Origin of the sequence: Dactylosporangium sp. NPDC050588 (assembly GCF_040654975.1) — a bacterium.
GTDB classification, from domain to species: Bacteria; Actinomycetota; Actinomycetes; order Mycobacteriales; family Micromonosporaceae; genus Dactylosporangium; species Dactylosporangium maewongense.
This window is the reverse complement of record NZ_JBFAJA010000118.1, coordinates 13,010-35,371: the sequence shown is the minus strand read 5'-3', so window position 1 is coordinate 35,371 and position 22,362 is coordinate 13,010. Positions and strand designations below refer to the sequence as shown.

Genomic DNA, 22,362 nt, shown 5'->3' with positions numbered 1-22,362 from the left:
TCGGACACGACAACAAAGCCATGTCACGGGGTCAATCAATTGGCACTGGCTTAACAAGCACCCTGTTGAGTTCTCAAACAACCAACACACACCGCTGAAGCTCGCTCAGTTGAGCTTACCTCATCCGGGGCAACTTCTCTACTTTACCAGGTTGCTCGCCGTTGTCAAGTCCGTATTTCCGGGCTATTCAACTTCAAGCGGCTTCCCGAGCATAACAAGGGCACCGTTTCCGGTGATCTTGTTTCGGGAGATCCGGTAGGACCGGCCGGCACTGGAGCGTGTCGCTCGCTTGCCCGCCCGGCTCCCTGCCGGCTTTGTTACTTTACCAGGTCGTTCCTGCCTGTCAAGTTCGCGTTATCCGCTTGTCGACCTTCTGGAACGTTTCCCGCACACGCCAACCGCACCGTTTCCGGTGTGGAGACCTGCTCGGGATTCCGACTGGACCGGCCGGCTCGAGCCTCTCGGCTTTCACCCGCCCGGCTCCCTGCCGGCTGGATCAACCTACCTGGCCGGCTTCGCGATCGCAAATCCGGCTTACACCGGTTGAAACCGCACCACCCAGGAAGAAGTCCGGCGAACCGGTCGTTTCCGACCAGTCCCTCGGACCTGGAGAACCGTACGGGGAACGGCGAACCCGCGTCAAATCGGGGAGGATGACGGCATGACGCCGAGCCCCCACGCGGACGCACTGCTGGACATGCTCTTCCCGCTGTGGCAGTTCGTCATCGGGATCGCCGTGGCGTTGTTCGTGGTCGTGGCCACCTATCGGCTGGCGATGCGCGGACCTTCGCGGATGCGCGCCGCGATGCTCGTCACGGGCGCGGCGATCGTCGGGATCACCGTCGTCGGCATCCTGAGCAACCGCCACGCCTGACCCGCGGCAACCGCCGGGCCGGCGCGGGGAAGGTCAGAGCCGGCGGTTGGCCAGACTCGGCAACGTGGCGCGGATCTCCGCGAGACGGGCGAAGTCGAGATCGGCGAACGTGACGCCCACGACATCGGGCGCCAGGGCGACGACCGTCCCCCAGGGGTCGATCACCATGCTGCGCCCGAAGCAGGTGCGGTCGGGGTCGTGGTTGCCGACCTGACCGGCGGCCAGCACATAGCACTGGTTCTCGATCGCACGGGCACGCAGCAGCGGCTCCCAGTGGTCGCGGCCCGTGTGGAGCATGAACGCCGCCGGCACCACGAGCACCGTCGCACCCTCGATCGCCAGCTGCCGGTACAACTCGGGGAAACGAAGGTCGTAGCAGATCGACAGGCCGAGAACGGCCTCGTCGACGTCGAGCAGTGTGGTCTGCGTGCCGGGCGCCACCGTCGCGGACTCGTGATAGGAGACGCGACCGGGGATCTCGACGTCGTAGAGGTGGATCTTCCGGTAGGCGCCGGCGAGTCCGCCCTGGCGGTCGAAGACGAGCGTGGTGTTGTACGTGTGCTCGGGGTCGGGCCCGACCTCGTGGAAGGAGCCGGCGTGCACCCACATCCCGAGCTCGCGCGCGGCGTCGGCGAAGAAGGCCGCGAACTCCCCGTCGATCGGCTCCGGCTTCGGCGCCCCGTCGGCGCGGCCGAGGTAGTCCACGTACTCCGGAAGCACCGCCAGATCCGCACCACCCGCGGCGGCACGCTCCAGCAGGGTCCTGGCCACCCTCAGGTTGTCTGCCCGGTCGTCACGGGCGTTCAGCTGACACACCGCTACGCGCATACCCTCAGCCTATCGATCAGGCGGCGGTCAGGACGAGAGCAGCGGCGGCCAGACCGAGCCCGGTGATCTGCAGCGGCCGCATCCGCTCCCGGTCGACGGCCATCGCGAGGAAGACGGTGCTCACCGGGTACAGCGACGCGATCGGCGCGGTGATGCTCAGCATGCCCCCGCGGACGGCCACGAGGTAGAACGCGTTGGCGGTCACGTCGAACGCGCCGGCGGTGCTCGCGAGCGCCACCGACGTCCGGTCCATCCGCAGCGGCACGCGCATGACGCGCATCGCGACGAGGAGCCCGGCGACCCCGGCGACGCGGCCCGACAGCAGCGGCCACATCCCAGACGCGTGCGACGTCTGGGCGATGAGCGTGAAGTACCCACCGAACAGCAGCCCGGCGCCGAGCGCGGCGACGATCGTCCCCCGAGGGACGGTGACACCGCCGGTCGGGCCGGCGCTGACGAGCGTGATGGCGACGACGGCGAGCACCGCGCCGCACAGGGCGAGCGCAGACGGGCGCCGGTCCAGGACGAGGCCGAGCAGCAGCGGCACCGCGGCCGTCGTCGTGGCGGTCAGCGGCGCGACGACCGACATGGCGCCGCCGGCGAGACCGCGGTAGAAGACGACGAGACCCGCCACGCCGACCACGCCGGCCGCGGCGCCCCACGTGAGGTCGGCGGCGGTCGGCAGGCCCGGGCGGGTGACGATCAGCCAGCCGACGACCAGTGGGATGCCGGCCAGCTCGGCCACGAGCGCGATGCCGAACGAGTCGGTGCGCTGACTCGCCTTGCCGCCGGCGAAGTCACCCGCACCCCAGACGAGCGCGGACACGGCGGCGAAGACGAGTGACAACACGTCGAGAACGCTATTGGTTGTCATCGTGTACCGCCACCGCGTTTTCCGTCGCGTTGCTGGCAGTGTGATCCGTATTCCGTCGCGCAGGTCGTACACAAGCCGCAAACGCCACAAAGAGAAGCGCCGCCCACCCGTGGGGGTGGACGGCGCTGCGTCTTGTGCGGCTAGGCCGACTTCTCCTCGCGGTCCGCGCGGCGGCGGCCGGCCCGGTGGGCGGCGAGGTCGCGGGGAACGATGGTCGGGATGACCTTCTCGAGCACGACCTCGCGGGTGATCAGCACGCGGGCGATGTTGGGGTTGCTGGGCACCTCGTACATCACACTGAGGAGGACTTCCTCCATGATCGCACGGAGGCCGCGGGCGCCGGTGCCTCGGAGGATCGCCTGGTCGGCGATCGACTCGAGGGCCTCGGCGTTGAACTCCAGCTCGACGCCGTCGAGCTCGAACAGGCGCTGGTACTGCCGGACGAGCGCGTTGCGCGGCTCGGTGAGGATCTTGACCAGCGCGTCGCGGTCGAGGCTCTTGACGCTGGTGATCACGGGGAGGCGGCCGATGAACTCGGGGATGAGCCCGAACTTCAGCATGTCCTCCGGCATCACGTCGCCGAAGCTGTCGTCGAGCGTGCGGTCGGTGATCGAGCGCAGGTTGGCGCCGAAGCCGGTGCCACCCTTGCCGACGCGCGCCTGGACGATCCGGTCGAGCCCCGCGAACGCGCCACCGCAGATGAACAGCACGTTGGACGTGTCGATCTGGATGAACTCCTGGTGCGGGTGCTTACGGCCGCCCTGCGGCGGCACGTTGGCGACCGTGCCCTCGATGATCTTCAGCAGCGCCTGCTGCACGCCCTCGCCGGACACGTCCCTGGTGATGCTGGGGTTCTCCGACTTGCGGGCGATCTTGTCGACCTCGTCGATGTAGACGATGCCGGTCTCGGCGCGGCGGATGTCGTAGTCCGCGGCCTGGATCAGCTTCAGCAGGATGTTCTCGACGTCCTCGCCGACATAGCCGGCCTCGGTGAGCGCCGTGGCGTCCGCGATCGCGAACGGCACGTTGAGCATCCGGGCCAGGGTCTGCGCCAGGTGGGTCTTGCCGCAGCCCGTGGGGCCGATCAGCAGGATGTTGGACTTCGCGAGCTCGACGCCGTCGCTGGAGTTGCCGCCGGACTCGGCCTGGACCCGCTTGTAGTGGTTGTAGACCGCCACCGCGAGGGCCTTCTTGGCCTGGTCCTGCCCGACCACGTACTGGTCGAGGAAGGCGCAGATCTCCATCGGCTTGGGCAGCTCGTCGAACTTGACGTCGCCCGACTCGGCGAGCTCTTCCTCGATGATCTCGTTGCAGAGGTCGATGCACTCGTCGCAGATGTAGACGCCCGGTCCTGCGATCAGCTTCTTCACCTGCTTCTGCGACTTGCCGCAGAAGGAACATTTCAGTAGGTCGCCGCCGTCGCCGATCCGTGCCACCTACGATCTCCCTGCATTCGGCCGGACTGACTGCCCGGATCGCGTCGCGCCTGTGCTTCGCGCTTTGCGCGCGTTGCGCTTTTGTTCAGCTCACGTGCGCGGCTTGCTGCCGGCTGCCGCTTGCGTCGTGCATCGTGCGTGTTGCTTGGTGCTGCCTCGACGTTACCTGGTGGTCGGCCGTATTCCGACCCCCTGAGCGGTGGTGTCTTTCCGGATGGCCACATCGGCCCGCCAGACCATGAGGTGAGGCGGGCCGATGTGAACATTGTGGGCTACGCCCCGGAAGCGACCAGTGCCGACTTCTTGCGGCTGACCAGGATGTTGTCGACCAGACCGTACTCCTTGGCCTCTTCGGCCGTCAGGATCTTGTCGCGGTCGATGTCCTTGCGGACCTTCTCGATCGGCTGCCCGGTGTGCCGGGACACCATCTCCTCGAGGTTCGTGCGCATCCGCATGATCTCGCGGGCCTGGATCTCGATGTCGGACCCCTGCCCGTAGCCGCCCTCGGTGGCCGGCTGGTGGATGATGATCCGCGAGTTGGGCAGGGCCAGCCGCTTGCCGGGCGTGCCGGCCGAGAGCAGGACCGCCGCGGCACTCGCCGCCTGGCCGAGGCAGACCGTCATGACGTCGGGCCGCACGTACAGCATCGTGTCGTAGATCGCCGTCATGGCCGTGAACGAGCCACCGGGCGAGTTGATGTACATGATGATGTCGCGGTCCGGCTCGTTGCTCTCCAGCGTCAGCAGCTGCGCCATCACGTCGTTGGCCGACGCGTCGTCGATCTGCACGCCGAGGAAGATGATCCGGTCCTCGAACAGCTTGTTGTACGGGTTGGTCTCCTTGATCCCATACGACGTGCGTTCCACGTAGGACGGGAGGATGTAACGGTTGTGCACCTCGCGCATCGCCGGGGGCAGGCTCAGATCGGTCATCGCTTCGCTCCTCAAGCCAGGGTTCCGGCGCCTTCCGGAGCCTGCTGGGCCCCGGTGATCACCTTGTCGATGAAGCCGTAGTCGCGCGCCTCTTCGGCGGTGAACCAGCGGTCGCGGTCGGAGTCGGATTCGATCTGGTCCAGGCTCTGCCCCGTGTGGAACGACACCCGCTCCTGGAACATCCGCTTGGTGTAGAGCATCTGCTCGGCCTGGATGGCGATGTCCGAGGCCGTGCCGCCGATGCCACCCGAGGGCTGGTGCATCATGATCCGCGCGTGCGGCAGCGCCATGCGCTTGCCCGGCGCGCCGGCGCACAGCAGCAGCTGGCCCATCGACGCCGCCATGCCCATCGCGACCGTCGCCACGTCGTTGGTGACGAACTGCATGATGTCGTAGATCGCCATGCCCGAGTAGACGGAGCCACCGGGCGAGTTGATGTAGAGCCAGATGTCGCGCTCCTCGTCCTCAGCGGCGAGCAGGAGCATCTGGGCACAGATCCGGTTGGCGACCTGGTCGTTGACCTCGCTACCAAGGAAGATGATGCGCTCCTTGAGCAGCCGGTTGAACACCGAGTCGTCGAGCGTCAGGCTCGAGTCCGCGCCCCGACCGCGCCCCGAGGGCGCGGGACTGACTGGCGACGCTGGAATATGCAGGTCGGTCATGGCAGCCCTTCGCAAGAGTCTTGTACTTGCCGACCCTAACCGGTGTTGGGAGCGGGAGCTTCCCATGCTCACCGCATTTCGCTATGAGCGCACCGTGGTCGGCCGGGCCCGTTGTGCGTGCTTTGCCGCGTTGCGTGCCTCCACGCTGCGGCTCGGGCCCGGCCGGCTCCCAGATCAGTGGTTGTGACCCTCGTGGTCACCGTGGTCGTGGCCCTCGTGCTCGTCCACCGGGCCGCGCAGGTCGTCCAGCGACAGCGCGGTTCCCTCCGAGTCGACGATCTTCACCCGCTCGAGCACCACACCCAGCGCCTTGCCCCGCCGCACGTCACCGAAGACCGCACCGGCGACACCGGCCTGGACCAGCTGGTCGTAGTACTGCTGCGGGCCGACCCCGGCACGCTGCGCCCGGTGCACGATCTCGTGCCCGAACTCGTCGTCGCTCACCTGGATGTTCTCGGCGTCGGCCAGGGTGTCGAGCACCAGCTGCACCTTCACGCCCTCGACGGCCGCCTCGTTGAGCTCGGCGTCCATCTCCTCCTCGGTCTTGCCCTCGGTCGACAGGTAGTCCTCGAACGACGCACCGATGCGCTGGAGCTGGTCGTTCATCGACTCCTTGCGCGACTCCACCTCGTCCTTCACCACGCCCTCCGGCGCGGGGACCTCGGTGGCCTCGATGACGGCCTTCAGGGCCAGGTCACGAGCCGAGTAGAGCTGCTCCATCCGCTTCACCCGGGTCAGCCGGGTGCGCAGGTCGTCCTTGAGCTCGTCAAGCGTGTCGAACTCGCTCGCCAGCTGCGCGAACTCGTCGTCGACCGGCGGCAGCTGCTTGTCCTTGACCGACTTCACGGTCACCGACACCTCGGCGTCGCGCCCCTCGAAGTCGCCACCCACCAGCTGCGTGGTGAATGTCGTCGACTCGCCCGCCGACATCCCGGTCAGCACCTCGTCGAGGCCCGGCACCAGCTGCCCGCTGCCCACCTCGTGGGAGATGTTGGTGGCGCTGCCGCCCGGCACCTCCTCGCCGTCGACCGTCGCGACCAGGTCGATCTGCACGAAGTCGCCGACCAGCGCCGCCCGCTCCACCGTCTTCAGCGTCGCGAACCGGTCCCGCAGCCCCTTGAGCTGCTCGTCGACGTCCTCCTCACTCACCTCGAGCGCGTCGACCGTCACCTGGATCTCCGACAGGTCCGGCAGCGTGATCTCCGGCCGCACGTCCACCTCGGCGGTGAACTTCAACGGCTGCCCGTCCGCGAACTCGGTGATCTCCACCTCGGGCCGGCCCAGCGTCTTCACCTCGTGCTCACGCACCGCGGCCAGGATCTGCGTCGGGATGACCTCCTGCACCGCCTCGTTGAGCACGGCACCCCGCCCGACCCGCTGGTCGATGACGGCGGTCGGCACCTTGCCGCGGCGGAACCCGGGAATCACGACCTGCGAGCCGATCTCCCGGTAGGCCTTCTTCAAGCTGGGCTCCAGCTCGGCGAACGGCACCTCGATTTCGAGCCGCACGCGCGTCGGGCTCAGGGTCTCGACGGTGCTCTTCACAGAACTTCTCCTCATGGGTCGCGGTCAGCCGCTCCAACGGCTGGGTGGACTGGCGGCTGCCTGGTATGTCCCGGTCGGGGTGGCGGGATTTGAACCCACGGCCCCTCGCTCCCAAAGCGAGTGCGCTACCAAACTGCGCTACACCCCGGTGCTGTGCGTCGGCAAGTGTATGCGTTGGGTCTGACAGTCCGCCGCTCGGTATGGCGGTGTCGCACTGCACGGACCCGCCATATGCCCTCCGGCGGAGGATTCGGTACGCTGGGAGGCGCACCCGGCAGCGCTGGGAGCACGCGGGCGTAGCTCAATGGCAGAGCTTCAGTCTTCCAAACTGACGGTGTGAGTTCGATTCTCATCGCCCGCTCTTAGCTCTTCAAGCAGGTCACAGGCTCCATCGTCGCACTGCCGCGACCTGGGCCTCTCACCCTCGGGCCAGTAGCTTCCCGCCCGCGCCCCTGCTGATCCTCTGCGCTCATCCCCTGCACCGATCTCACGCGGTGCTGGTCGCGCGCGCGTGCCGGCGCTCCGGATCCCTGGTGCGCGGCATGCGGGTTCCTCGTGCCTGTCAGGTCATCGACAGACCACCCCGTGCCGAGAAAGTCAGACGGCGACGGGGCGGGCGTTGAGCAGGGCGGTGTGGTCGCGGGCGGCGGCGTCGAGAAGGGCCTGCCAGGCGTCGGCGCCGATGGGGAGGCGGGTGGGGCGGGCGTCGGAGGCGATCAGGCGCAGGACCTCGGTGGCGAAGAGGGACGGCGGGTTGGCCATCGGGAGGTCCTTCATGGCGCGGGTGCCGGCGAGCATGGGGGCGGTGACCGCGCGGTACGTGTCGAGGTGGTCCGACTCGGTCAGCGTGGTGCCCCACTCGGTGGCGAAGCAGCCCGGCTCGACGGCGACGACGTGGACGCCGGTGCCGGTGAGCTCCTGGGCGAGGGTCTCGACCATGCCTTCGAGGGCGTACTTGGCGGCGGCGTAGGCGCCCAGGCCCGGGTACGCGAGGCGGCCCGCGGTCGAGGAGACCATGACGACGTCGCCGTGGCCCTGGGCGCGCATGAGGGGCAGGACGAGGCGGGTCAGGCGCCAGGGGGCGAAGAGGTTGGTGGCGAACTGGGCCTGCAGCTCGGCGTCGGTGACCTCCTCGACGGCGCCGAAGTGGCCGTAGCCGGCGTTGTTGACCAGGACGTCGATGCCGCCGAAGCGGGCGACGGCGGCGTGGATCGCGTTGTGGCAGTCGTCGGGGTCGCGCACGTCGAGCGCGCAGGTGGCGAGCGTGCGGGGGTACGCCTCCCGGAGGTCCTCGAGCGTCGACGGCCGGCGGGCGGTGGCGAGGACCTGCTGTCCTGAGGCGGCGACGGCCTCGGCGAGGGCGCGGCCCAGGCCGGTGGAGCATCCGGTGATCAGCCAGCGGCGAGTCATGCCCGACATCGTGACGCTGAGTACGCGGCACGGGACAGAGCGAGAACGTGAATGATCGTCATTCATCACCGGAAATCCGTCGTTCGTGTCTGCGAACGCGGCGGGGCGGGGCGTCGTACAGTTGCGGCATGCGCTCGCTCGCCGAGCTGATCTCCGAGGACCGGTCGGCGTGGGCCGAGGTCGAGGCGGCGGTCAGCGGGTCACCGTTCGCGGTGGAGATCCTGCCGACCGATCCCGACAGGGCGGCATCCTGCCTGGAGCGGCTCCAGGTCACCACCAAGTCGTGGCTCGGGTCGCTGGTGTACCTGTCCGGCGGGCTGGTCATCGACGACGGCTGGCTACGGATCCTCGGCTCGGGACACCCCGAGCGGCGGCTGCCGGACATCCACACGGTCAACGCCGGGTTCGAGGGTGCGGGACTGGTCGTCGCGCAGGACGTGATGGGCGGCGAGTTCGTGTGGCGGCAAGGTGACGGTCCGTCACCGTCGATCCACTACTTCGCGCCCGACACGCTCGGCTGGGAGGACCTCGGCCTCGGGTACACCGACTGGCTGTATGCGATGCTCGGCGGCGCGATCGACCAGTTCTACCTGAGCTGGCGCTGGCCGGGCTGGCAGGACGAGGTGGCCGCGGTGCCGTTCGACGCCGGGATCCACACGCTGCCGCCGCTGTTCGCCGCGGAGGGCAAGGACGTGGCCGAGGTGAGCCGCCGGCCGGTCCCGATGACCCAGCTGGTGAGCGTCCTGCACGACTTCGCCGACCAGCTCGGCGCGTAGGTGGAGCTGCACCATCGCGACCAGGGCCCGCGGGACGCCCCCGCGGTGGTCCTGCTGCACGGCGGGGGCAGCCGCGGCGCGACCTGGGACCTGTTCACGCCGGCGCTGCTGGAGGCCGGGCACCGGGTGGTCGTGCCGGACCTGAGGGGTCATGGCGGCAGTCCGCGCTCCCGCCAGTACACGCTGAACTCCCACCGCGACGACGTGCTCGCGCTGCTCGACCGGCTCGGTCTGGACCGGGTGACGCTCGTCGGGCATTCGCTGGGCGGGTTCGCCGCGTCGCTGGTCGCGCAGGAGCGGCCGGATCGGGTCACGCGGCTGGTTCTCGAGGATCCGCCGGCGCCGCCGCGCGTCTCCGAGGGCCGGTTGTCGCTGGGCCGGCTGTTGCTGCTGTCGATCGGGACCGCCGACCCGCGCCGCCGGTACGACCGGCTGGCCCTGACCTCCGCGATCGCGCAGCTCAGGCAGGCGCAGCCGCAGTGGTGGGACGCGCTGCCGGCGATCGCGGCGCCGACCCTGCTGCTGTCCGGCGGGCCCGCGAGCCACATCGCGCCGGCGCGGCTGGCCGAGGTCGCGGCGCGCATCCCGCGCTGCGAGCTGGTCACCCTCCCGGTCGGGCACCGCATCCACAGCACGGCCCCGGAGCGGTTCCGCGAGACGGTCATGAAGTTTCTCGGCGATGCTGTCCGGGACGGCGCGCCCGCTCCGACGTCTCCGGCGTCACCGGTGGACGGTGCCGTTCGAGAGGAGTGACCGTGAAGTACATGATCCTGACGTACGCGTCGCAGCGGGACTACGACGAGATGGCCGGCAAGCCCGGCGACGCCCCGGTCTGGACCGCCGAGGACTTCGCCGCGATGGGCGAGTTCATGACGAAGTTCAACCAGGAGCTCGAGGCGGCCGGCGAGCTGGTCGAGACCCGGGCCCTGGGCGCCCCGGTGCACACCCGCCGCATCGGTGGGACGCCGCCGCTGGTCACCGACGGGCCGTACGCGGAGACGCAGGAGGTCCTCGCCGGGTACTGGATCGTCGACGTCGACAGCTTCGACCGGGCCACCGAGATCGCCTCCCGGCTCGGCCAGTGCCCCGCGCCGCCCGCGGCCGCCGCGACGGCCTACGCCGACGTGCGGCCGATCATCGAATCCGGCGATGAGATCGGTCTCTGAGGACGCTTCAGGGGACCTGCTGCGTTCACTCGCGCCGCAGGTCCTCGGCGCGCTCGTGCGCCGGTACGGGCACTTCGACCACGCCGAGGACGCCGTGCAGGAGGCGCTCATCGCGGCCGCAGCGCAGTGGCCCGCCGGCGGCGTCCCCGAGTCCCCGCGCGGCTGGCTGATCACCGTCGCGTCGCGGCGGCTGACGGACCTGCTGCGCAGCGAGCAGGCGCGGCTGCGCCGCGAGGCGGAGTGGGTGCCCCCGCCGCCGTCGGGCGCGGCGCACGACGACAGCCTGATCCTCCTGGCGATGTGCTGCCACCCGTCGCTGACCCCGCCCGACCAGATCGCCCTGACGCTGCGGGCCGTCGGCGGCCTCACCACCGTCGAGGTGGCGCGGGCGTTCCTGGTGCCGGAGGCGACGATGGCCCGCCGCATCAGCCGCGCCAAGCAACGGATCAAGGCCAGCGGCGTGCCGTTCGCGCTGCCGTCCGGCTTCTCCGGCGCCGTGCTGCACGTGCTCTACCTCATGTTCAACGAGGGCTACGCCGCCACGGCCGGCCCGGACCTGCACCGGCCCGATCTGGCCGCCGAGGCGATCCGGCTGGCACGGCTCGTGCACCGGCTGATGCCCACCGACAGCGAGGTCGCCGGACTGCTGGCGCTGATGCTGCTCACCGACGCGCGGCGGCCCGCCCGCACCGCGCCCGACGGCACCCCGGTCCCCATGGACACGCAGGACCGCACCCTCTGGGACGCGGCGCTGATCGCGGAAGGTGTCGCCCTCGTCACGGGGGCGCTGCCCCGCGGCCCGGTCGGCCCGTATCAGCTGCAGGCGGCGATCGCGGCCCTGCACGACGAGGCCCCCACGGCCGCCGAGACCGACTGGCCGCAGATCGTCGCACTGTACGAACTGCTGCTGACCCTGACGGACAACCCGATGGTCGCGCTGAACCACGCGGTGGCGGTGACGATGGCCTCGGGCCCTTCCGCCGGCCTGTCGCTACTGTCGTCGCTGAGCTCCCTGGCGGGCGATCACCGTTTCCACGCGGTGCGGGGGCATCTGCTGGAGATGAGCGGCTCGCTCGCGGACGCCCGCGACGCCTACACGAAAGCCGCCGGCCTCACCGGCAGCGTGCCCCTTCGCCGGTACCTGCACACCCGCGCCGCCGCGTGCCAATGATCGGACGGTCGGGCACGTAGCGGGCGTTCCTCCTGGTCAATTCCATGATCCGGCTGATTTCGAACGCCTGTTCGACTAATGTCCCCACTCATGGAGATCACCTGCACCGCCGTGAAGCTCACCCCGACCGCCACCGGCGACGTCCCCGTCCGCTGCTCGAAACACCCCGACCACGTCGCCGCCGGCGACCCGGTCCACGAGTCCCGCGTCGGCGTCTTCCCGGTCCGCTGGACCTCCCAGGAATGACCGGCGCTGTCCGAACGTACTGGATCCTTGACTGAATGTGATCCCGATGACGTCCACGCGACCGATCAACGATGGCGCTCCGCGGCGGAAGATCAGCGCATGAGCCGTCGCCGCCTCACCGCCGCCGTGACCGTCCTGCTCGCCCTCGCCGGCTGCGGCTCCACCGCGAAGCCGGGCGCCCAGTCCGTGGCCGCGGCCGGCTCCGCGTCGCCGTCGGCGTCCGCGTCGGTGTCCGACTCCCCGTCTCCATCCCCGTCCGCGTCCCTGTCGCCATCTGCGTCCGTTGCCGCGTCCGTTCCGGCGACCGGCGTCCCGGCGCCGAAGACGACGACTGGCGCCGCGAAGCCGACCACGACGAAACCGGCGCCTCCCAAGACGACCGCGCCGGCCGGCGGCGGCAACAACAACGTCCACCCGGGCGCCTTCTGCTCGCCCGAAGGTGCGATCGGGCACACGTCGACCGGAACGCTGATGCGCTGCACCCGTAAGCCGGGCGAGGACCGCGCCCGCTGGCGCGCGGCGACCTGATCGCCGCAGCCCGGCGCGGGACGCACCGCCGCCGCATAGGCTTGATCCATGCAGTCCGACCGTGCGAGCGAGCTCCGGGCGCGGCACCGGGCGGCCGGATCTCCGCCGTGTGCCCACGCCGACCTCGCCAAGGAGTACTACCTCGGCGCCCAGACCGGCGACTACATCTGCACCGCGTGCGGGCGCGAGTTCGGCAGCATCGCCGAGCGCGACGCGGCGGTCCAGAAGGACACGACCTGACGATCGCCCCGCCGCGATGCTTGACCTGCGGCGGGGCATCCGCACGGACGGCGACGCCCGCGGGACCGCGCGGCCGTGTCGATGCTGGTTTGATGATCGGCGTGGCGAAGGATCTATGGTGGCGGATCGGTGCCGCCCGGTACGCCGCCTCGGCCGGCCCGCCACGACAGACCTCTGCGTCGCCGTGACGAGTGACCCGGCCGGCACCCCCGACCGCCCGGCCATCGGCGTGGAGCTGTCCATGTCGAAGATCGGCCGCGCGCCCTGACAGCTCGAGTCGCCAGGACGCCCCGCGATGCGTGTTCGCGGAGCTGATCCTGCCTCCGGACCAGGTCGTCAAGGCCAACCCGGCAATTGCTCGAGTGGATGCTGCGCGCCGAAGGGCGGGCGCCGCGCTGGAACGACCCATCGTTCCCGCAGGTGGGCGACGCCTACGACTGAGCGGGCCGGGACGGTTCAGGCGACCAGCGCGGCGCGCAGTGCGGACAGGTCGTCGTCCTTCAGCCCGTACGTGTGGGCCCAGTCCTGGATCGAGCCCCAGCGGTCCTTCACCAGCTCCAGCGTCCGCAGCATCATCGTCGCCTCGGGGGTCCAGTCCAGGACGGAGGCGGGGCGTGGCGGGAGGCCGAGGCGGTCGACGACGACCGAGACGCGCTCGTGGATGCGTGGCATCGCGGCGGCCGTGGCGGCGTAGTCGGCGGCGATGACCTCGTCCGGGACGCCCAGGAGGCCGAGGACCACCGCGGCCAGCACGCCGGTGCGGTCGCAGCCGGCCTCGCAGTGGAAGACGGCCGGCAGGGTCCTGGAGGTGGACAGGAGGCGGACCGTGGAGGCGAGGACGTCGCCCTTCTCGGTGAGCATCGCGACGTAGTGGCCCACGAGGTCGGCGGCGCCGCTGACGTCGGCGATCGGGGCGGAGACGTAGTCGACGGGGGCGGTCTCGACGAACCCGCGGCCCAGGTGGGCCACCTCGTATTCGCCGCGCAGGTCGATGACGGTGGCGACGCGCAGGTCCTTCAGGAGGTGCGTGGCGTCGGCGCCGGTGGCGTAGGCGAGGGAGTCGCTGCGGAAGAGGCGGCCGGGGCGGACCGCGCCGCCGGCGGCGGGCAGGCCGCCGAGGTCCCGGAAGTTGATCAGGCCTTCCAGGGTGTGGGTGGTGCGGCGGCGGCGCCAGCGCCTCGCCCGGCCGGGCTGCCAGCGCCTCACCCGGACAGGCCCGTCAGCCAGGTCCAGAACTGCATGAACCAGCCGACCTCGCGCAGGTAGGCGACGCCCGCCCCGGCCAGGAAGAGGCCGGTGAGCGCATGGGCGCCCTTCGCGCTGCGGCGGATCCGGCCGAAGCGCTGCTCCAGGACGAGCCGGCCGACGAGCCGGGTGAGGGTGAACACACCCGCGGCGACGGCGAGGACGACCAGGAACGCGATGAACGGGCCGCTGAGGCTGCCGTCGCTGTCCAGCGCCCACAGGCCCCAGCAGATGAACGCGATGAACGCGCCGGTGCCGGTCAGCTCCCAGCCGATCTTGAGGGTGCGGGCGCGCTCGCCGGGCTCCGGCCGGTACATGGGGCGCTCGATCTCGGGATCGGAGGGCATCATGCCGGTCGGGTCGGGCGCCGGCCGGTGGACGACCTTGGCCCGGCCGCGCATCTGCGGCACGCCGGCATCGGAGACGGCGACGCCGGTCGCGCCGGGCGACACCGGTACACCGGACACAGGCGGTGCGGAGACAGGCGGTGCGGAAACGGGCGGCGAGGAGACGGGCGGCGCGGTGTAGAAGGCGGTCGGGGCCGAGGAGCTGGCGCGAAGGGCGACCAGCTCCCGCTCCAGGCGTTCGATGCGCTGGTACGCGTCGGTCTCGGTGCCCGTGACGGACGGCCTGGCCCGGCCGACGGCCCGCGACGTCTCCGACGCCTCCGGCTCGACCCAGTCGCAGCCGACGTCGGGCAGCCCGGACCGGCGCACCAGCTCCGCCAGGTGGGCCAGCCACGACGGCAGCTCACGGGTGTCCGGGCGCTCCGCCGGGCGGTCGGCGAGCGGCGCGTGCAGGTGGTCCCGCAGGGCCGGGATGCGCTCCAGCAGCGGGTGGCGGCGCAGCACGTTCCACTGCGGCGGCGAGGCCTCCTGCGGGTTGCGCTGGTCGGTGCGGCCGTCGACCCGCGGATACGCGCCGGTGACCATGAAGTAGGCGACCGCGCCGTAGCCGTGCACGTCGTACGCGGGACCGACGTACTTCACGCCGCCGAACGCCTCCGGGCCGCCGGACTCCGGGGTGTAGGCGATCTGGGTGATCTCCTCCTCGCGGAAATACCGGGCGCCGGTGAAGTCGATCAGGCGCACCTCACCGGTCGCGAGGACCATGAGGTTGGACGGCTTGACGTCCATGTGCAGGACGGCGGTCGCGCCGGACTGCTGCGGGTAGTGCAGCGCCTGCAGCACCGACCCGAGCGTCTTGAGCGCGCCGACGGCGTTGAGCCGGCGGCCACCGGGCGCCATGCCGGCCCGCTGCGCGATGTACTCGCGCAGGTTGACCCCGTGCAGGTAGTCGTAGACCTGGTACGGCACGGCGTCACCCGGCGCCGGCCGCTCCCCCGGACGGTGCGGCGGCGGCCCGTAGAAGCCGTCGGCGCGCCGGCAGATGCCGCCGACACCCCGGTTGTTGAGGTCCATGAGGGCGGCGTCGCCCTTGTCCCACGAGCGCAGCTCGTCGGCGATCGGCCGCTGCGGGTCGATCCGGAAGACCTTCACGGTCATCGGCGCCGACGTCACCCCGCCGCAGATGCGTACCGCGCGATAGACGTCCGCCTGACCGCCCGAGCCCAGATGGGCGACGAGCCGATAGCGCTGGAACGTCTCAGGCAAAGGGCTCGCCGGACCACACACCAGGTCCAGCAACGCACCCTGCGTCATCGTGCGACTCCCCCCAGACAGACTTTCCGCCCCCGGATACTTGCCGTCGGTCACTTCCGAGAGTAACCACGCCACGAAATCGGTCGCGCTCAGTGGAGGTCACGAGGTAGACACGACTGCGTGACCGGATACACGCTGCGCGCCGCGACACCCGCCGACCTTCCCGCCATGCGCGAGGTGATCCGGTCCAACTTCAACGGGCTCGGCGCCCCCGACCCGGGCAGCAAGCTCCACCTGGTGCTCGACCCGGCGCGGTACCTGCTGACGGAGTCGGACGGCCGGATCGTCGGCACCGCCGGCGCGCTCACCCGCGACCTCGCCGTGCCGGGTGCCGTGATCCCCGCCGCCCACGTGACCGCGGTGACCGTCTCCCCCGTGCACACCCGCCAGGGCCTGCTGCGCCGCATGATGACCGAGCAGCTCACCACCGTGCCGGAGGCGGTCGCCGTGCTGTGGGCGTCGGAGGGCCGCATCTACCAGCGGTTCGGCTACGGCCTCGCGTCGCAGAACGTCACCATCCGCGCCGACCGCCGCGAGGTCGCGATCCGCGGCACCATCGGCACCGGCGCCGGCCACCTGCGCGGCGCGGCGCCCACCGAGGTGCTCAAGGAGCTGTCCGAGGTGTATGCGCGGGCCCTCGCCGGCCGGCCCGGCCTGTCCTCCCGCAGCGACGCCTGGTGGACGTTCCTCACCACCGACCTGGAGTCCGAGCGCGACGGGCACACGGCGACGCGTGCCGTGCTGTTCGAGAACGCGGACGGGGTCGTCGACGGGTACACCCGCTACCGCGTCCGCAGCCAGTGGGACGACAACGGCCCGAAGGGCGAGGTCAACGTCGTGGAGCTGGTCGCCGCGACGCCCCACGCCTACGCCGCGCTGTGGCGCTTCCTGCTCGGCGTCGACCTCACCCGCACCGTCGTCATGGGCCTCTCCAGCGTCGACGAGCCGATCTTCCACATGGTCGACGAGCCCCGCCGCCTGGCCGGCAAGGTCGGCGACGGCCTGTGGCTGCGGATCGTGGACCTGCCGAGAGCGCTGACCTCCCGCAAGTACGCCGCCCCCGTCGACGTCGTCATCGAGGTCACCGACGCCCTCCTGCCTGCGAACGCGGGCCGCTGGCGCCTGCGCGCCGGCGCCGGAGGCGCCCTGGTCAACTGCTCCCCCACCGATGCCCCCGCCGACCTCTCCTGCGACATCCTCGAGCTCGGCGCCGCGTACCTCGGCGGCACGACCCTCGGCGCCCTGGCCGCCACCGGCCGCGTCCAGGAGCACCGCCCCGGCGCGGTCGCCGCGGCGAGCACCGCCTTCGGCTGGCACGTCGCCCCCGCATCGATCGAGATCTTCTGATCCCTCTACTCGGGGCCCAGGAACGGGTAGGGTCTGTGCTGTGGGTGGGATCCAGCGCCGGCGGCGCCGCATGCGGCATCACCAACCGGTGACCACCGACGCCCAGCCACCCGCCGTGGACGACCCGGACCCCGCCGCCGGCACCGCTCCCGATGCGTCTGCGGCCGATGTACGACCAGCTGCCGCCACCCCCTCCGAGGCCCCGCCGGCGGACGCGCCCGTGGCGGACCCGACAACGACGGAAGCGGCGGCAACGGAACCGGCTCTGACGGAAGGTGCGGTGACGGAAGCGGCGACGGCGGAAGCGGCGGTGACGGCCAAGCCCCACGCGCCCGTGCCCCGGCCGCCGATCCACCCCCCGGTCAGCACCCAGCCGACCTCCGGCCCGCCGACCGCCGCCGCTCAGTCCGCCGTCTCCCCGGCAGATCTCGCATCGACCGGCCGCCCCTCCGGCAGCGGCCAGGACACCCCCTCACCCCCGCCACCGCCCGGCGCTCCTCCGCTGCCCGGCGCCCCCGCGCCGCCCGGCAGCCCTTCACATGGGTCGGGACCGAGCGACACTTCACCGCAAGGAGCAGGACCAGCGCCCTCGCCGAGCGGCACGCCTCCGCAGGGGGCGGGACCGAGCGGCACTTCTCCGCAAGGAGCGGGAGCGGCGCCCTCGCCGAGCGCCACGCCTTCACGAGGACCCGAAGGCACGCCTGTGCCGAGCGCCGCCCCGACCAGCCCGGCCCCGCCGAGCCCGGCCCAGCTCGCGGAGCTGTCGGGCGCGTTCGCCATGACCGCGAACGTCCACGACCCCGAAACCGCGGACACCGATCCCCACCACCACACCGACCGGCACCCCGCCCACCCCAGGGACGACCAGGACCGCGATCACGATCACCACCACGACAACCACCACCATCACCACCACGACGAGGTGGTCTCCGAACGCGGCCTACGCGGCCTCGTCGGCGGCGGCGCATCCCAGGTGAGCGTCTCCGCCGCCATGCGCGCCCGCGACGCCGCCCGCCCCACGGACGACGACCTCGCCGCCGCCGAGCGCGACCTGCAGATCATCCGCCGCGGCTGGGTCCCCCGCGAAGAACTGACCCGCCCCGGCCACCGCCCCCGCACCTGACCCACCAGGCCACCCCCCGCACCTGACCGGCCACCCCACCGTCGGCACACAACACAGACATTGGTCAATGCGCGGGTTTGCGGCTTTTGTCCCATAGACAGTGCGCGATCCACCCCCGTTTCAGCGATTGAATTGGGGGTGGATCGCGCAGCGTCGATTCGGAAAAGGGGCCTTTCAGGGCATTGATCGATGCCTGTGCAGGAGCGGAGCAGATCCGTACAGGAGCAGAGCAGCGCAGGGCAGGGCGGCTGTCAGGACTCGGGCAAGGGCGGCAGGACGCGGGTGGTGTCGTAGTCCAGGACCTGCGCGATCCGGCGGGCGTGCCGCTCGTTGCCGGAGAAGGGCGTGGACAGGAACGCCGTCACGAGGGCGGTGGCCTCGTCGAGCGTGTGCTGGCGGGCGCCGACGGCCACGATGTTGGCGTCGTTGTGCTCGCGGCCGAGGCGGGCGGTCTCCAGGTTCCAGGCCAGGGCGGCCCTGACCCCGAGGACCTTGTTGGCCGCGATCTGCTCCCCGTTGCCCGACCCGCCGATGACGACGCCGAGGCTGCCGGGGTCGGCGACGACGCGGGCGCCGGTGTGGAAGCAGAAGGCCGGGTAGTCGTCGTCGGGGTCGAACTTCGCCGGGCCGACGTCGACGACCTCGTAACCCTGCAGCTGCAGGGCGCCGACCAGGTGCACTTTCAGCTCATAGCCGGCATGGTCCGAACCAAGATAGACGCGCATACCGGGAAGTCTGTCAGAACTGGATCAGGCCCAGGCACGAACCCACCACCAGGGCGAGACCGACGAAGAGCAGCCCGGACACCCATCCGGCGGTGGCGCCACCGGTGAGGCCCCAGTGCCGCCGCCGGTCCCAGACGAGGGAGGCGGCGGCAAAGGCGCCGATACCGAAGGCGGCGACCATCGCCGCGATGAAGATCTGCATGTGCACACCCCAGGCCGTAGACGAAGCGGCCTAGTGTCTACCACGATCGGGTGAAGCTACGACAGTTGGGCGACGACCAGCCCGGCGCGTGCTTTCGGGGTGAACCAGGTGCTCTTGCGGGGCATCTTCTGCCGGGCGAGGTTGACCGCGACGAAGTCGTCGACGGTGACGGGGGCGATGAGCACGGCCAGCTCGGCGCGGCCCGCGTCCACCTCGTCACGCAGCCACGACGCGGGGTAGTCGCCGCCGACGTACGTGATGCGCTTGTCGCCCGGGTCGAGGCCGAGGGTCTCGGCGAAGAGCCGGCGCTCGACGAGGGCGTGGTCGAGGTTGTCGATGACGCCGCCGTCCGCGTCGCGGGGAAGCTCGACGGACCAGGCGCCGTCCCGCGTGTACAGGTGGACGCGCCCACCGGAGGCCGGCACCTCGGCGGCGTCCAGCGCGGTGCCGCCGAACGACACGTCGCCGGGGAGCTCGGAGACCAGGCGGTTGTAGGGCTGGATCGCCACCGACTCGGGCGTGGTGACCACGGCGAGGAAGCGCGGGTAGCCCGCGGTCTGCGCGGCGAGGCTGCGGTGGTTGCCGTCGGCGACGACGAGCTCACCGCCGCCGGCGAGCGCCAGGAGCCGGTCGCGGGTCGTGCCGGCGCCGACGGCCCAGATCTCGTGGCTGCGGCCGGCGGGGTCGACGTCGGTGACCGCGGGGCTGCCGGCGTGGGTGACGGCCTGGGCGATGGCCGCGTGCAGCGCCTCGCCGTGCGCGGTCTGCAGCAGGAGCACCGGCGACAGCAGGTGCCGGGTGGCCTCGGCGAGGGCGACCCGCTCGCGGACCTTCTCGATGAAGACGTCCTCGTTGCGGATCACGGCGCCGGGCTCGTCGGCGCTGGTGGAGATCTGGTCGGTGGCGACCATGCACCACAGGCCGTAGGCCCGGGCGCCGTCGGGCGACGTGATCCGGTACAGCACGACCACGTCGTCGGCCGCGGTGTAGTGCCCGGCGTCCTTGGCCGCCTGGAGGCGGCTCACGGCGTCGGGAAGACTGTCGGTGAAGGAGCGGCCGACATTGTCCGGCGCCCGATGGGGCATCTCGATGGCGAGCGCGCTGGACGGGTTGGCCGCGATGATCGCGGTGATCTCCGCGTCGTCGGCGAACTCGTCGTAATTCTGCGCGCCGGTGCCTCCGGCGGACAGCCAGGCGTGGGCGATCGGGTACGCAACCGTCATGAACGAAACGGTATAGCTCAGACATCCCGCGGGGAGGTGCGGGGGACGGTGCGTCCCGCGATGGTGGACGCGCTGACCACGACCGGTGGGGCCAGCAGCGCGATGACGTCGTCGGGCAGGTCTGGCAGCTCCTGCTTCCAGGCGCGTTCCTGCACCGTCCAGCGGGTCTCGACGGGGATGGTCGGCGTGGTCATGATGGTGAGCCCTCCGGCTTCGTTGGGTGACGTTGCACACTGCGCAACGGTGCCCAGATGGGCCGGAGTCGCACCGGCTGTGCGGCTCCATTGCAGACCCGCTCGCCGATCGACGGCATGGTTCTGTCCAGAAATCACCAGGACGGGCAGGAACGATCAAAGGGTGAGGTCAGACGGTCGCCGGGGTCACCCTCGTCAGCATCTTCACGATCCGCAGCGCCACCCCGTGCGGCTGGTGGCGGCGCAGCTCGACCATGTCCGCGAGGGCATGGATGATCCGCAGCCCGCGACCGCTCTCCGCGATGTCGGGATCCGCGGACGGCTCGGACTCCGGGGAGATGTCGGCGTCGGCGGACATCCCGATCCCCTCGTCGACGACGTCGATGACGCAGCGATCCTCGTGGATCGTGACGGTGACCTGGTAGTCGGCGCCGGCGTGCTGCACAGCGTTGGCACAGGCCTCCCCGACGGCGAGGCCGATGTCGTCGCGGCAGTCCCGGGTGACGGAGAACACGCCCAGGGCGGCGTCGAGAACGCGGCGGGTCAGCGGGACGGTGGACCGATCGCGTGGCAACGAGAGCGTCAGCTGGATTTCCATGCCCACGGACCAGCCCTCCTTCATCGCACTGCAACGTCGTACTGATTAGATGCCCCGGCTCACGGCGACAGAAACGGGGCGCCGCAACCGCTGCCGTCATATAGCGAAGCACGCATAAGATGGCTGGCATGGGGCACGACCACGATCACGACCACCACCACGCCCCGTCGGCCGACGCCGACCGGCGGCTGCTGGGTGTCGCGCTGGCGCTGATCACCGGCTTCATGGCGGTCGAGGTGACCGTCGGCGTCATGGTCGACTCGCTGGTGCTGCTGTCCGACGCGGCGCACATGCTGTCGGACGCCGCGGCGATCGCCCTCGCCCTGTTCGCGACCCGGCTGGCGGCGCGCCCGCCCTCGGGCGGGTTCACGTTCGGGCTGAAGCGCGCCGAGATCCTCTCCGCGCAGGCGAACGGGCTGACTCTGCTCCTGCTGGCCGTCTGGATCGGCTACGAGTCGGTGGTCCGGCTGGCGCACCCGCCGTCGGTGGGCGGCGGCGCGGTCCTGGCCACCGCCCTGGCGGGCGCCGCCGTCAACCTGCTGGTGGTGTGGATCCTGCGCCGGGCCGACCGCTCCAGCCTCAACGTCGAGGGCGCGTTCCAGCACGTCCTGACGGATCTGTTCGCCTTCGTCGCGGCGGCCGTGGCCGGTCTGGTCGTGCTGCTCACCGGCTTCCACCGGGCCGACGCGATCGCCTCGCTGGTGGTGGCGGCGCTGATGGTGCGCTCAGGGCTCGGGCTGGTCCGCGAGTCGGGCCGGATCTTCCTGGAGGCCGCGCCGGCCGGGCTGGACCCGGCGGCGCTCGGCCGCGAGCTGGTCGGCGTGCCGGGCGTGGTCGAGCTGCACGACCTGCACGTCTGGCAGGTCACCTCCGGCTATCCGGCCCTGTCCGCGCACGTGCTGGTGGCGCCGTCGGGCGACTGCCACGCGGTGCGCGAGGCGATCGAGGAGCGGCTCCGGGAGCGGTACGCGATCGAGCACACCACGCTGCAGGTCGACCACACGCTCGACACCGAGCACTGCGCCGACTCACACGGCGCTTCCTACAAGGGGTCGGGCTGACTGGACCCGGCGGGTCACGACCCGCTCGGCCACGAACGACAGGAACGGCACCGTGCCGGCCAGCAGCACCAGCAGGGTGAAGCCGAGCTTGAACTTCGCGCGGCGGGCCAGGTCGGCGGCGAGCACCAGGTAGGCCATGTAGAGGAAGCCGTGCGCGGGGCCGACGAGCGCCACGATCGTCTCCTCGTCGGCGGCGTACTTCAGCACGGTGCCGACGGTGAGCACGACCAGCAGCACGCCGACGATCCAGGCGATGATCCGGAAGCGCACGAGCGCGTTGTTCAAGGGCACGGGA

The 22,362-nt window shown here is 71.0% G+C and carries 28 protein-coding genes and 2 tRNA genes; 14 read left to right on the top strand and 16 right to left on the bottom strand.

Annotated features, from left to right (window positions below; all coding sequences use genetic code 11):
* Both AB0I21_RS51225 and AB0I21_RS51220 read left to right on the top strand, forming a co-directional pair.
* The coding region (locus AB0I21_RS51225; RefSeq protein WP_360572338.1) for a hypothetical protein at positions 1-259 on the top strand (259 nt) is incomplete at its 5' end.
* 402 nt (positions 260-661) lie between these two features.
* Entirely contained in the window at positions 662-874 is a 213-nt protein-coding gene (locus AB0I21_RS51220; protein ID WP_344501468.1) for a hypothetical protein, read from the top strand.
* Positions 875-907: 33 nt separating this feature from the next.
* Here AB0I21_RS51220 and AB0I21_RS51215 read toward each other — a convergent pair whose 3' ends face one another.
* From AB0I21_RS51215 to AB0I21_RS51185, 7 genes are all read right to left on the bottom strand, one after another.
* On the bottom strand, positions 908-1,702 hold the full coding sequence (locus AB0I21_RS51215; protein WP_360572336.1) for a carbon-nitrogen hydrolase family protein: 795 nt from the start codon (positions 1,700-1,702) through the stop codon (positions 908-910).
* Positions 1,703-1,718: 16 nt separating this feature from the next.
* The gene (locus AB0I21_RS51210) at positions 1,719-2,552 is read right to left on the bottom strand and encodes a DMT family transporter (protein WP_360572334.1); all 834 of its coding nucleotides are present in this window, start codon (positions 2,550-2,552) and stop codon (positions 1,719-1,721) included.
* 164 nt (positions 2,553-2,716) lie between these two features.
* The gene (gene clpX, locus AB0I21_RS51205) at positions 2,717-4,012 is read right to left on the bottom strand and encodes an ATP-dependent Clp protease ATP-binding subunit ClpX (RefSeq protein WP_344501471.1); all 1,296 of its coding nucleotides are present in this window, start codon (positions 4,010-4,012) and stop codon (positions 2,717-2,719) included.
* Between the two features lie 272 nt (positions 4,013-4,284).
* Positions 4,285-4,944, bottom strand: a complete 660-nt coding sequence (locus tag AB0I21_RS51200; RefSeq protein ID WP_360572332.1) for an ATP-dependent Clp protease proteolytic subunit — start codon at positions 4,942-4,944, stop codon at positions 4,285-4,287.
* Positions 4,945-4,955: 11 nt separating this feature from the next.
* Positions 4,956-5,606, bottom strand: a complete 651-nt coding sequence (locus AB0I21_RS51195) for an ATP-dependent Clp protease proteolytic subunit (RefSeq protein WP_344501473.1) — start codon at positions 5,604-5,606, stop codon at positions 4,956-4,958.
* 174 nt (positions 5,607-5,780) lie between these two features.
* Positions 5,781-7,151, bottom strand: coding sequence for a trigger factor (gene tig, locus AB0I21_RS51190; RefSeq protein ID WP_360572330.1), 1,371 nt, complete (start codon positions 7,149-7,151; stop codon positions 5,781-5,783).
* A gap of 74 nt (positions 7,152-7,225) precedes the next feature.
* Positions 7,226-7,299 (bottom strand) — tRNA-Pro (locus tag AB0I21_RS51185).
* A gap of 142 nt (positions 7,300-7,441) precedes the next feature.
* Between AB0I21_RS51185 and AB0I21_RS51180 the strand changes: the two genes are divergently transcribed.
* Positions 7,442-7,512: transfer RNA gene (locus AB0I21_RS51180), tRNA-Gly, on the top strand.
* A gap of 236 nt (positions 7,513-7,748) precedes the next feature.
* On the opposite strand, the gene AB0I21_RS51175 is transcribed toward AB0I21_RS51180, so the two are convergent.
* A complete protein-coding gene (locus AB0I21_RS51175) occupies positions 7,749-8,561 on the bottom strand; it encodes an SDR family oxidoreductase (protein WP_360572328.1) in 813 nt (270 codons plus the stop codon).
* A 128-nt stretch (positions 8,562-8,689) separates the two neighbouring features.
* Between AB0I21_RS51175 and AB0I21_RS51170 the strand changes: the two genes are divergently transcribed.
* The 8 genes from AB0I21_RS51170 to AB0I21_RS51135 all read left to right on the top strand — a co-directional run bounded on the left by AB0I21_RS51170 (position 8,690) and on the right by AB0I21_RS51135 (position 12,956).
* Positions 8,690-9,337 carry a DUF2625 family protein gene (locus AB0I21_RS51170; RefSeq protein WP_354900579.1) on the top strand — a complete coding sequence of 216 codons (648 nt, stop codon included), beginning with the start codon at positions 8,690-8,692 and terminating at the stop codon, positions 9,335-9,337.
* Complete coding sequence (locus tag AB0I21_RS51165; protein ID WP_360572326.1) at positions 9,338-10,090, top strand: alpha/beta hydrolase; 753 nt, start codon at positions 9,338-9,340, stop codon at positions 10,088-10,090.
* A gap of 11 nt (positions 10,091-10,101) precedes the next feature.
* Positions 10,102-10,503 carry a YciI family protein gene (locus tag AB0I21_RS51160; protein WP_344501898.1) on the top strand — a complete coding sequence of 134 codons (402 nt, stop codon included), beginning with the start codon at positions 10,102-10,104 and terminating at the stop codon, positions 10,501-10,503.
* Positions 10,487-11,674, top strand: coding sequence for a DUF6596 domain-containing protein (locus AB0I21_RS51155; RefSeq protein WP_360572324.1), 1,188 nt, complete (start codon positions 10,487-10,489; stop codon positions 11,672-11,674). Before AB0I21_RS51160 ends, AB0I21_RS51155 begins: the two co-directional genes overlap by 17 nt.
* Before the next feature lie 90 nt (positions 11,675-11,764).
* Positions 11,765-11,920 carry a hypothetical protein gene (locus AB0I21_RS51150; protein WP_344501479.1) on the top strand — a complete coding sequence of 52 codons (156 nt, stop codon included), beginning with the start codon at positions 11,765-11,767 and terminating at the stop codon, positions 11,918-11,920.
* Positions 11,921-12,019: 99 nt separating this feature from the next.
* A complete protein-coding gene (locus AB0I21_RS51145; protein ID WP_360572322.1) occupies positions 12,020-12,448 on the top strand; it encodes a hypothetical protein in 429 nt (142 codons plus the stop codon).
* Between the two features lie 48 nt (positions 12,449-12,496).
* Complete coding sequence (locus AB0I21_RS51140) at positions 12,497-12,688, top strand: hypothetical protein (RefSeq protein ID WP_360572320.1); 192 nt, start codon at positions 12,497-12,499, stop codon at positions 12,686-12,688.
* A gap of 115 nt (positions 12,689-12,803) precedes the next feature.
* Positions 12,804-12,956 carry a hypothetical protein gene (locus AB0I21_RS51135; protein WP_360572318.1) on the top strand — a complete coding sequence of 51 codons (153 nt, stop codon included), beginning with the start codon at positions 12,804-12,806 and terminating at the stop codon, positions 12,954-12,956.
* Positions 12,957-13,144: 188 nt separating this feature from the next.
* Here the strand turns inward: AB0I21_RS51135 and AB0I21_RS51130 are convergent, their stop codons facing one another.
* Together AB0I21_RS51130 and AB0I21_RS51125 are read right to left on the bottom strand one after the other, a co-directional pair.
* Positions 13,145-13,894: a tyrosine-protein phosphatase gene (locus AB0I21_RS51130; RefSeq protein WP_360572316.1), complete on the bottom strand. Its 750-nt coding sequence runs from the start codon at positions 13,892-13,894 to the stop codon at positions 13,145-13,147.
* Positions 13,891-15,594 (bottom strand): hypothetical protein, encoded by a 1,704-nt coding sequence (locus AB0I21_RS51125; protein WP_360572314.1) that lies wholly within the window; start codon positions 15,592-15,594, stop codon positions 13,891-13,893. The genes AB0I21_RS51130 and AB0I21_RS51125 overlap by 4 nt, the downstream gene beginning before the upstream one ends.
* A gap of 120 nt (positions 15,595-15,714) precedes the next feature.
* Between AB0I21_RS51125 and AB0I21_RS51120 the strand changes: the two genes are divergently transcribed.
* Positions 15,715-16,941 carry a GNAT family N-acetyltransferase gene (locus AB0I21_RS51120; RefSeq protein ID WP_360572312.1) on the top strand — a complete coding sequence of 409 codons (1,227 nt, stop codon included), beginning with the start codon at positions 15,715-15,717 and terminating at the stop codon, positions 16,939-16,941.
* A gap of 703 nt (positions 16,942-17,644) precedes the next feature.
* A complete protein-coding gene (locus AB0I21_RS51115; RefSeq protein WP_360572310.1) occupies positions 17,645-18,064 on the top strand; it encodes a hypothetical protein in 420 nt (139 codons plus the stop codon).
* Positions 18,065-18,315: 251 nt separating this feature from the next.
* Here the strand turns inward: AB0I21_RS51115 and AB0I21_RS51110 are convergent, their stop codons facing one another.
* From AB0I21_RS51110 to AB0I21_RS51090, 5 genes are all read right to left on the bottom strand, one after another.
* Positions 18,316-18,789: a ribose-5-phosphate isomerase gene (locus tag AB0I21_RS51110; protein ID WP_360572308.1), complete on the bottom strand. Its 474-nt coding sequence runs from the start codon at positions 18,787-18,789 to the stop codon at positions 18,316-18,318.
* A 13-nt stretch (positions 18,790-18,802) separates the two neighbouring features.
* The gene (locus AB0I21_RS51105; RefSeq protein ID WP_360572306.1) at positions 18,803-18,991 is read right to left on the bottom strand and encodes a hypothetical protein; all 189 of its coding nucleotides are present in this window, start codon (positions 18,989-18,991) and stop codon (positions 18,803-18,805) included.
* Positions 18,992-19,047: 56 nt separating this feature from the next.
* Positions 19,048-20,214, bottom strand: coding sequence for a DUF1015 family protein (locus AB0I21_RS51100; RefSeq protein WP_360572304.1), 1,167 nt, complete (start codon positions 20,212-20,214; stop codon positions 19,048-19,050).
* A gap of 17 nt (positions 20,215-20,231) precedes the next feature.
* Positions 20,232-20,408, bottom strand: a complete 177-nt coding sequence (locus AB0I21_RS51095) for a hypothetical protein (protein WP_344501491.1) — start codon at positions 20,406-20,408, stop codon at positions 20,232-20,234.
* 169 nt (positions 20,409-20,577) lie between these two features.
* Positions 20,578-21,006, bottom strand: coding sequence for an ATP-binding protein (locus AB0I21_RS51090; RefSeq protein ID WP_360572342.1), 429 nt, complete (start codon positions 21,004-21,006; stop codon positions 20,578-20,580).
* A 128-nt stretch (positions 21,007-21,134) separates the two neighbouring features.
* Here AB0I21_RS51090 and AB0I21_RS51085 point away from each other — a divergent pair, with 128 nt between their 5' ends.
* Positions 21,135-22,067 carry a cation diffusion facilitator family transporter gene (locus tag AB0I21_RS51085; RefSeq protein ID WP_360572302.1) on the top strand — a complete coding sequence of 311 codons (933 nt, stop codon included), beginning with the start codon at positions 21,135-21,137 and terminating at the stop codon, positions 22,065-22,067.
* Here AB0I21_RS51085 and AB0I21_RS51080 read toward each other — a convergent pair.
* The gene (locus AB0I21_RS51080; RefSeq protein WP_344501899.1) at positions 22,035-22,352 is read right to left on the bottom strand and encodes a DUF3817 domain-containing protein; all 318 of its coding nucleotides are present in this window, start codon (positions 22,350-22,352) and stop codon (positions 22,035-22,037) included. The genes AB0I21_RS51085 and AB0I21_RS51080 overlap by 33 nt on opposite strands.
* Positions 22,353-22,362: the final 10 nt, after the last annotated feature.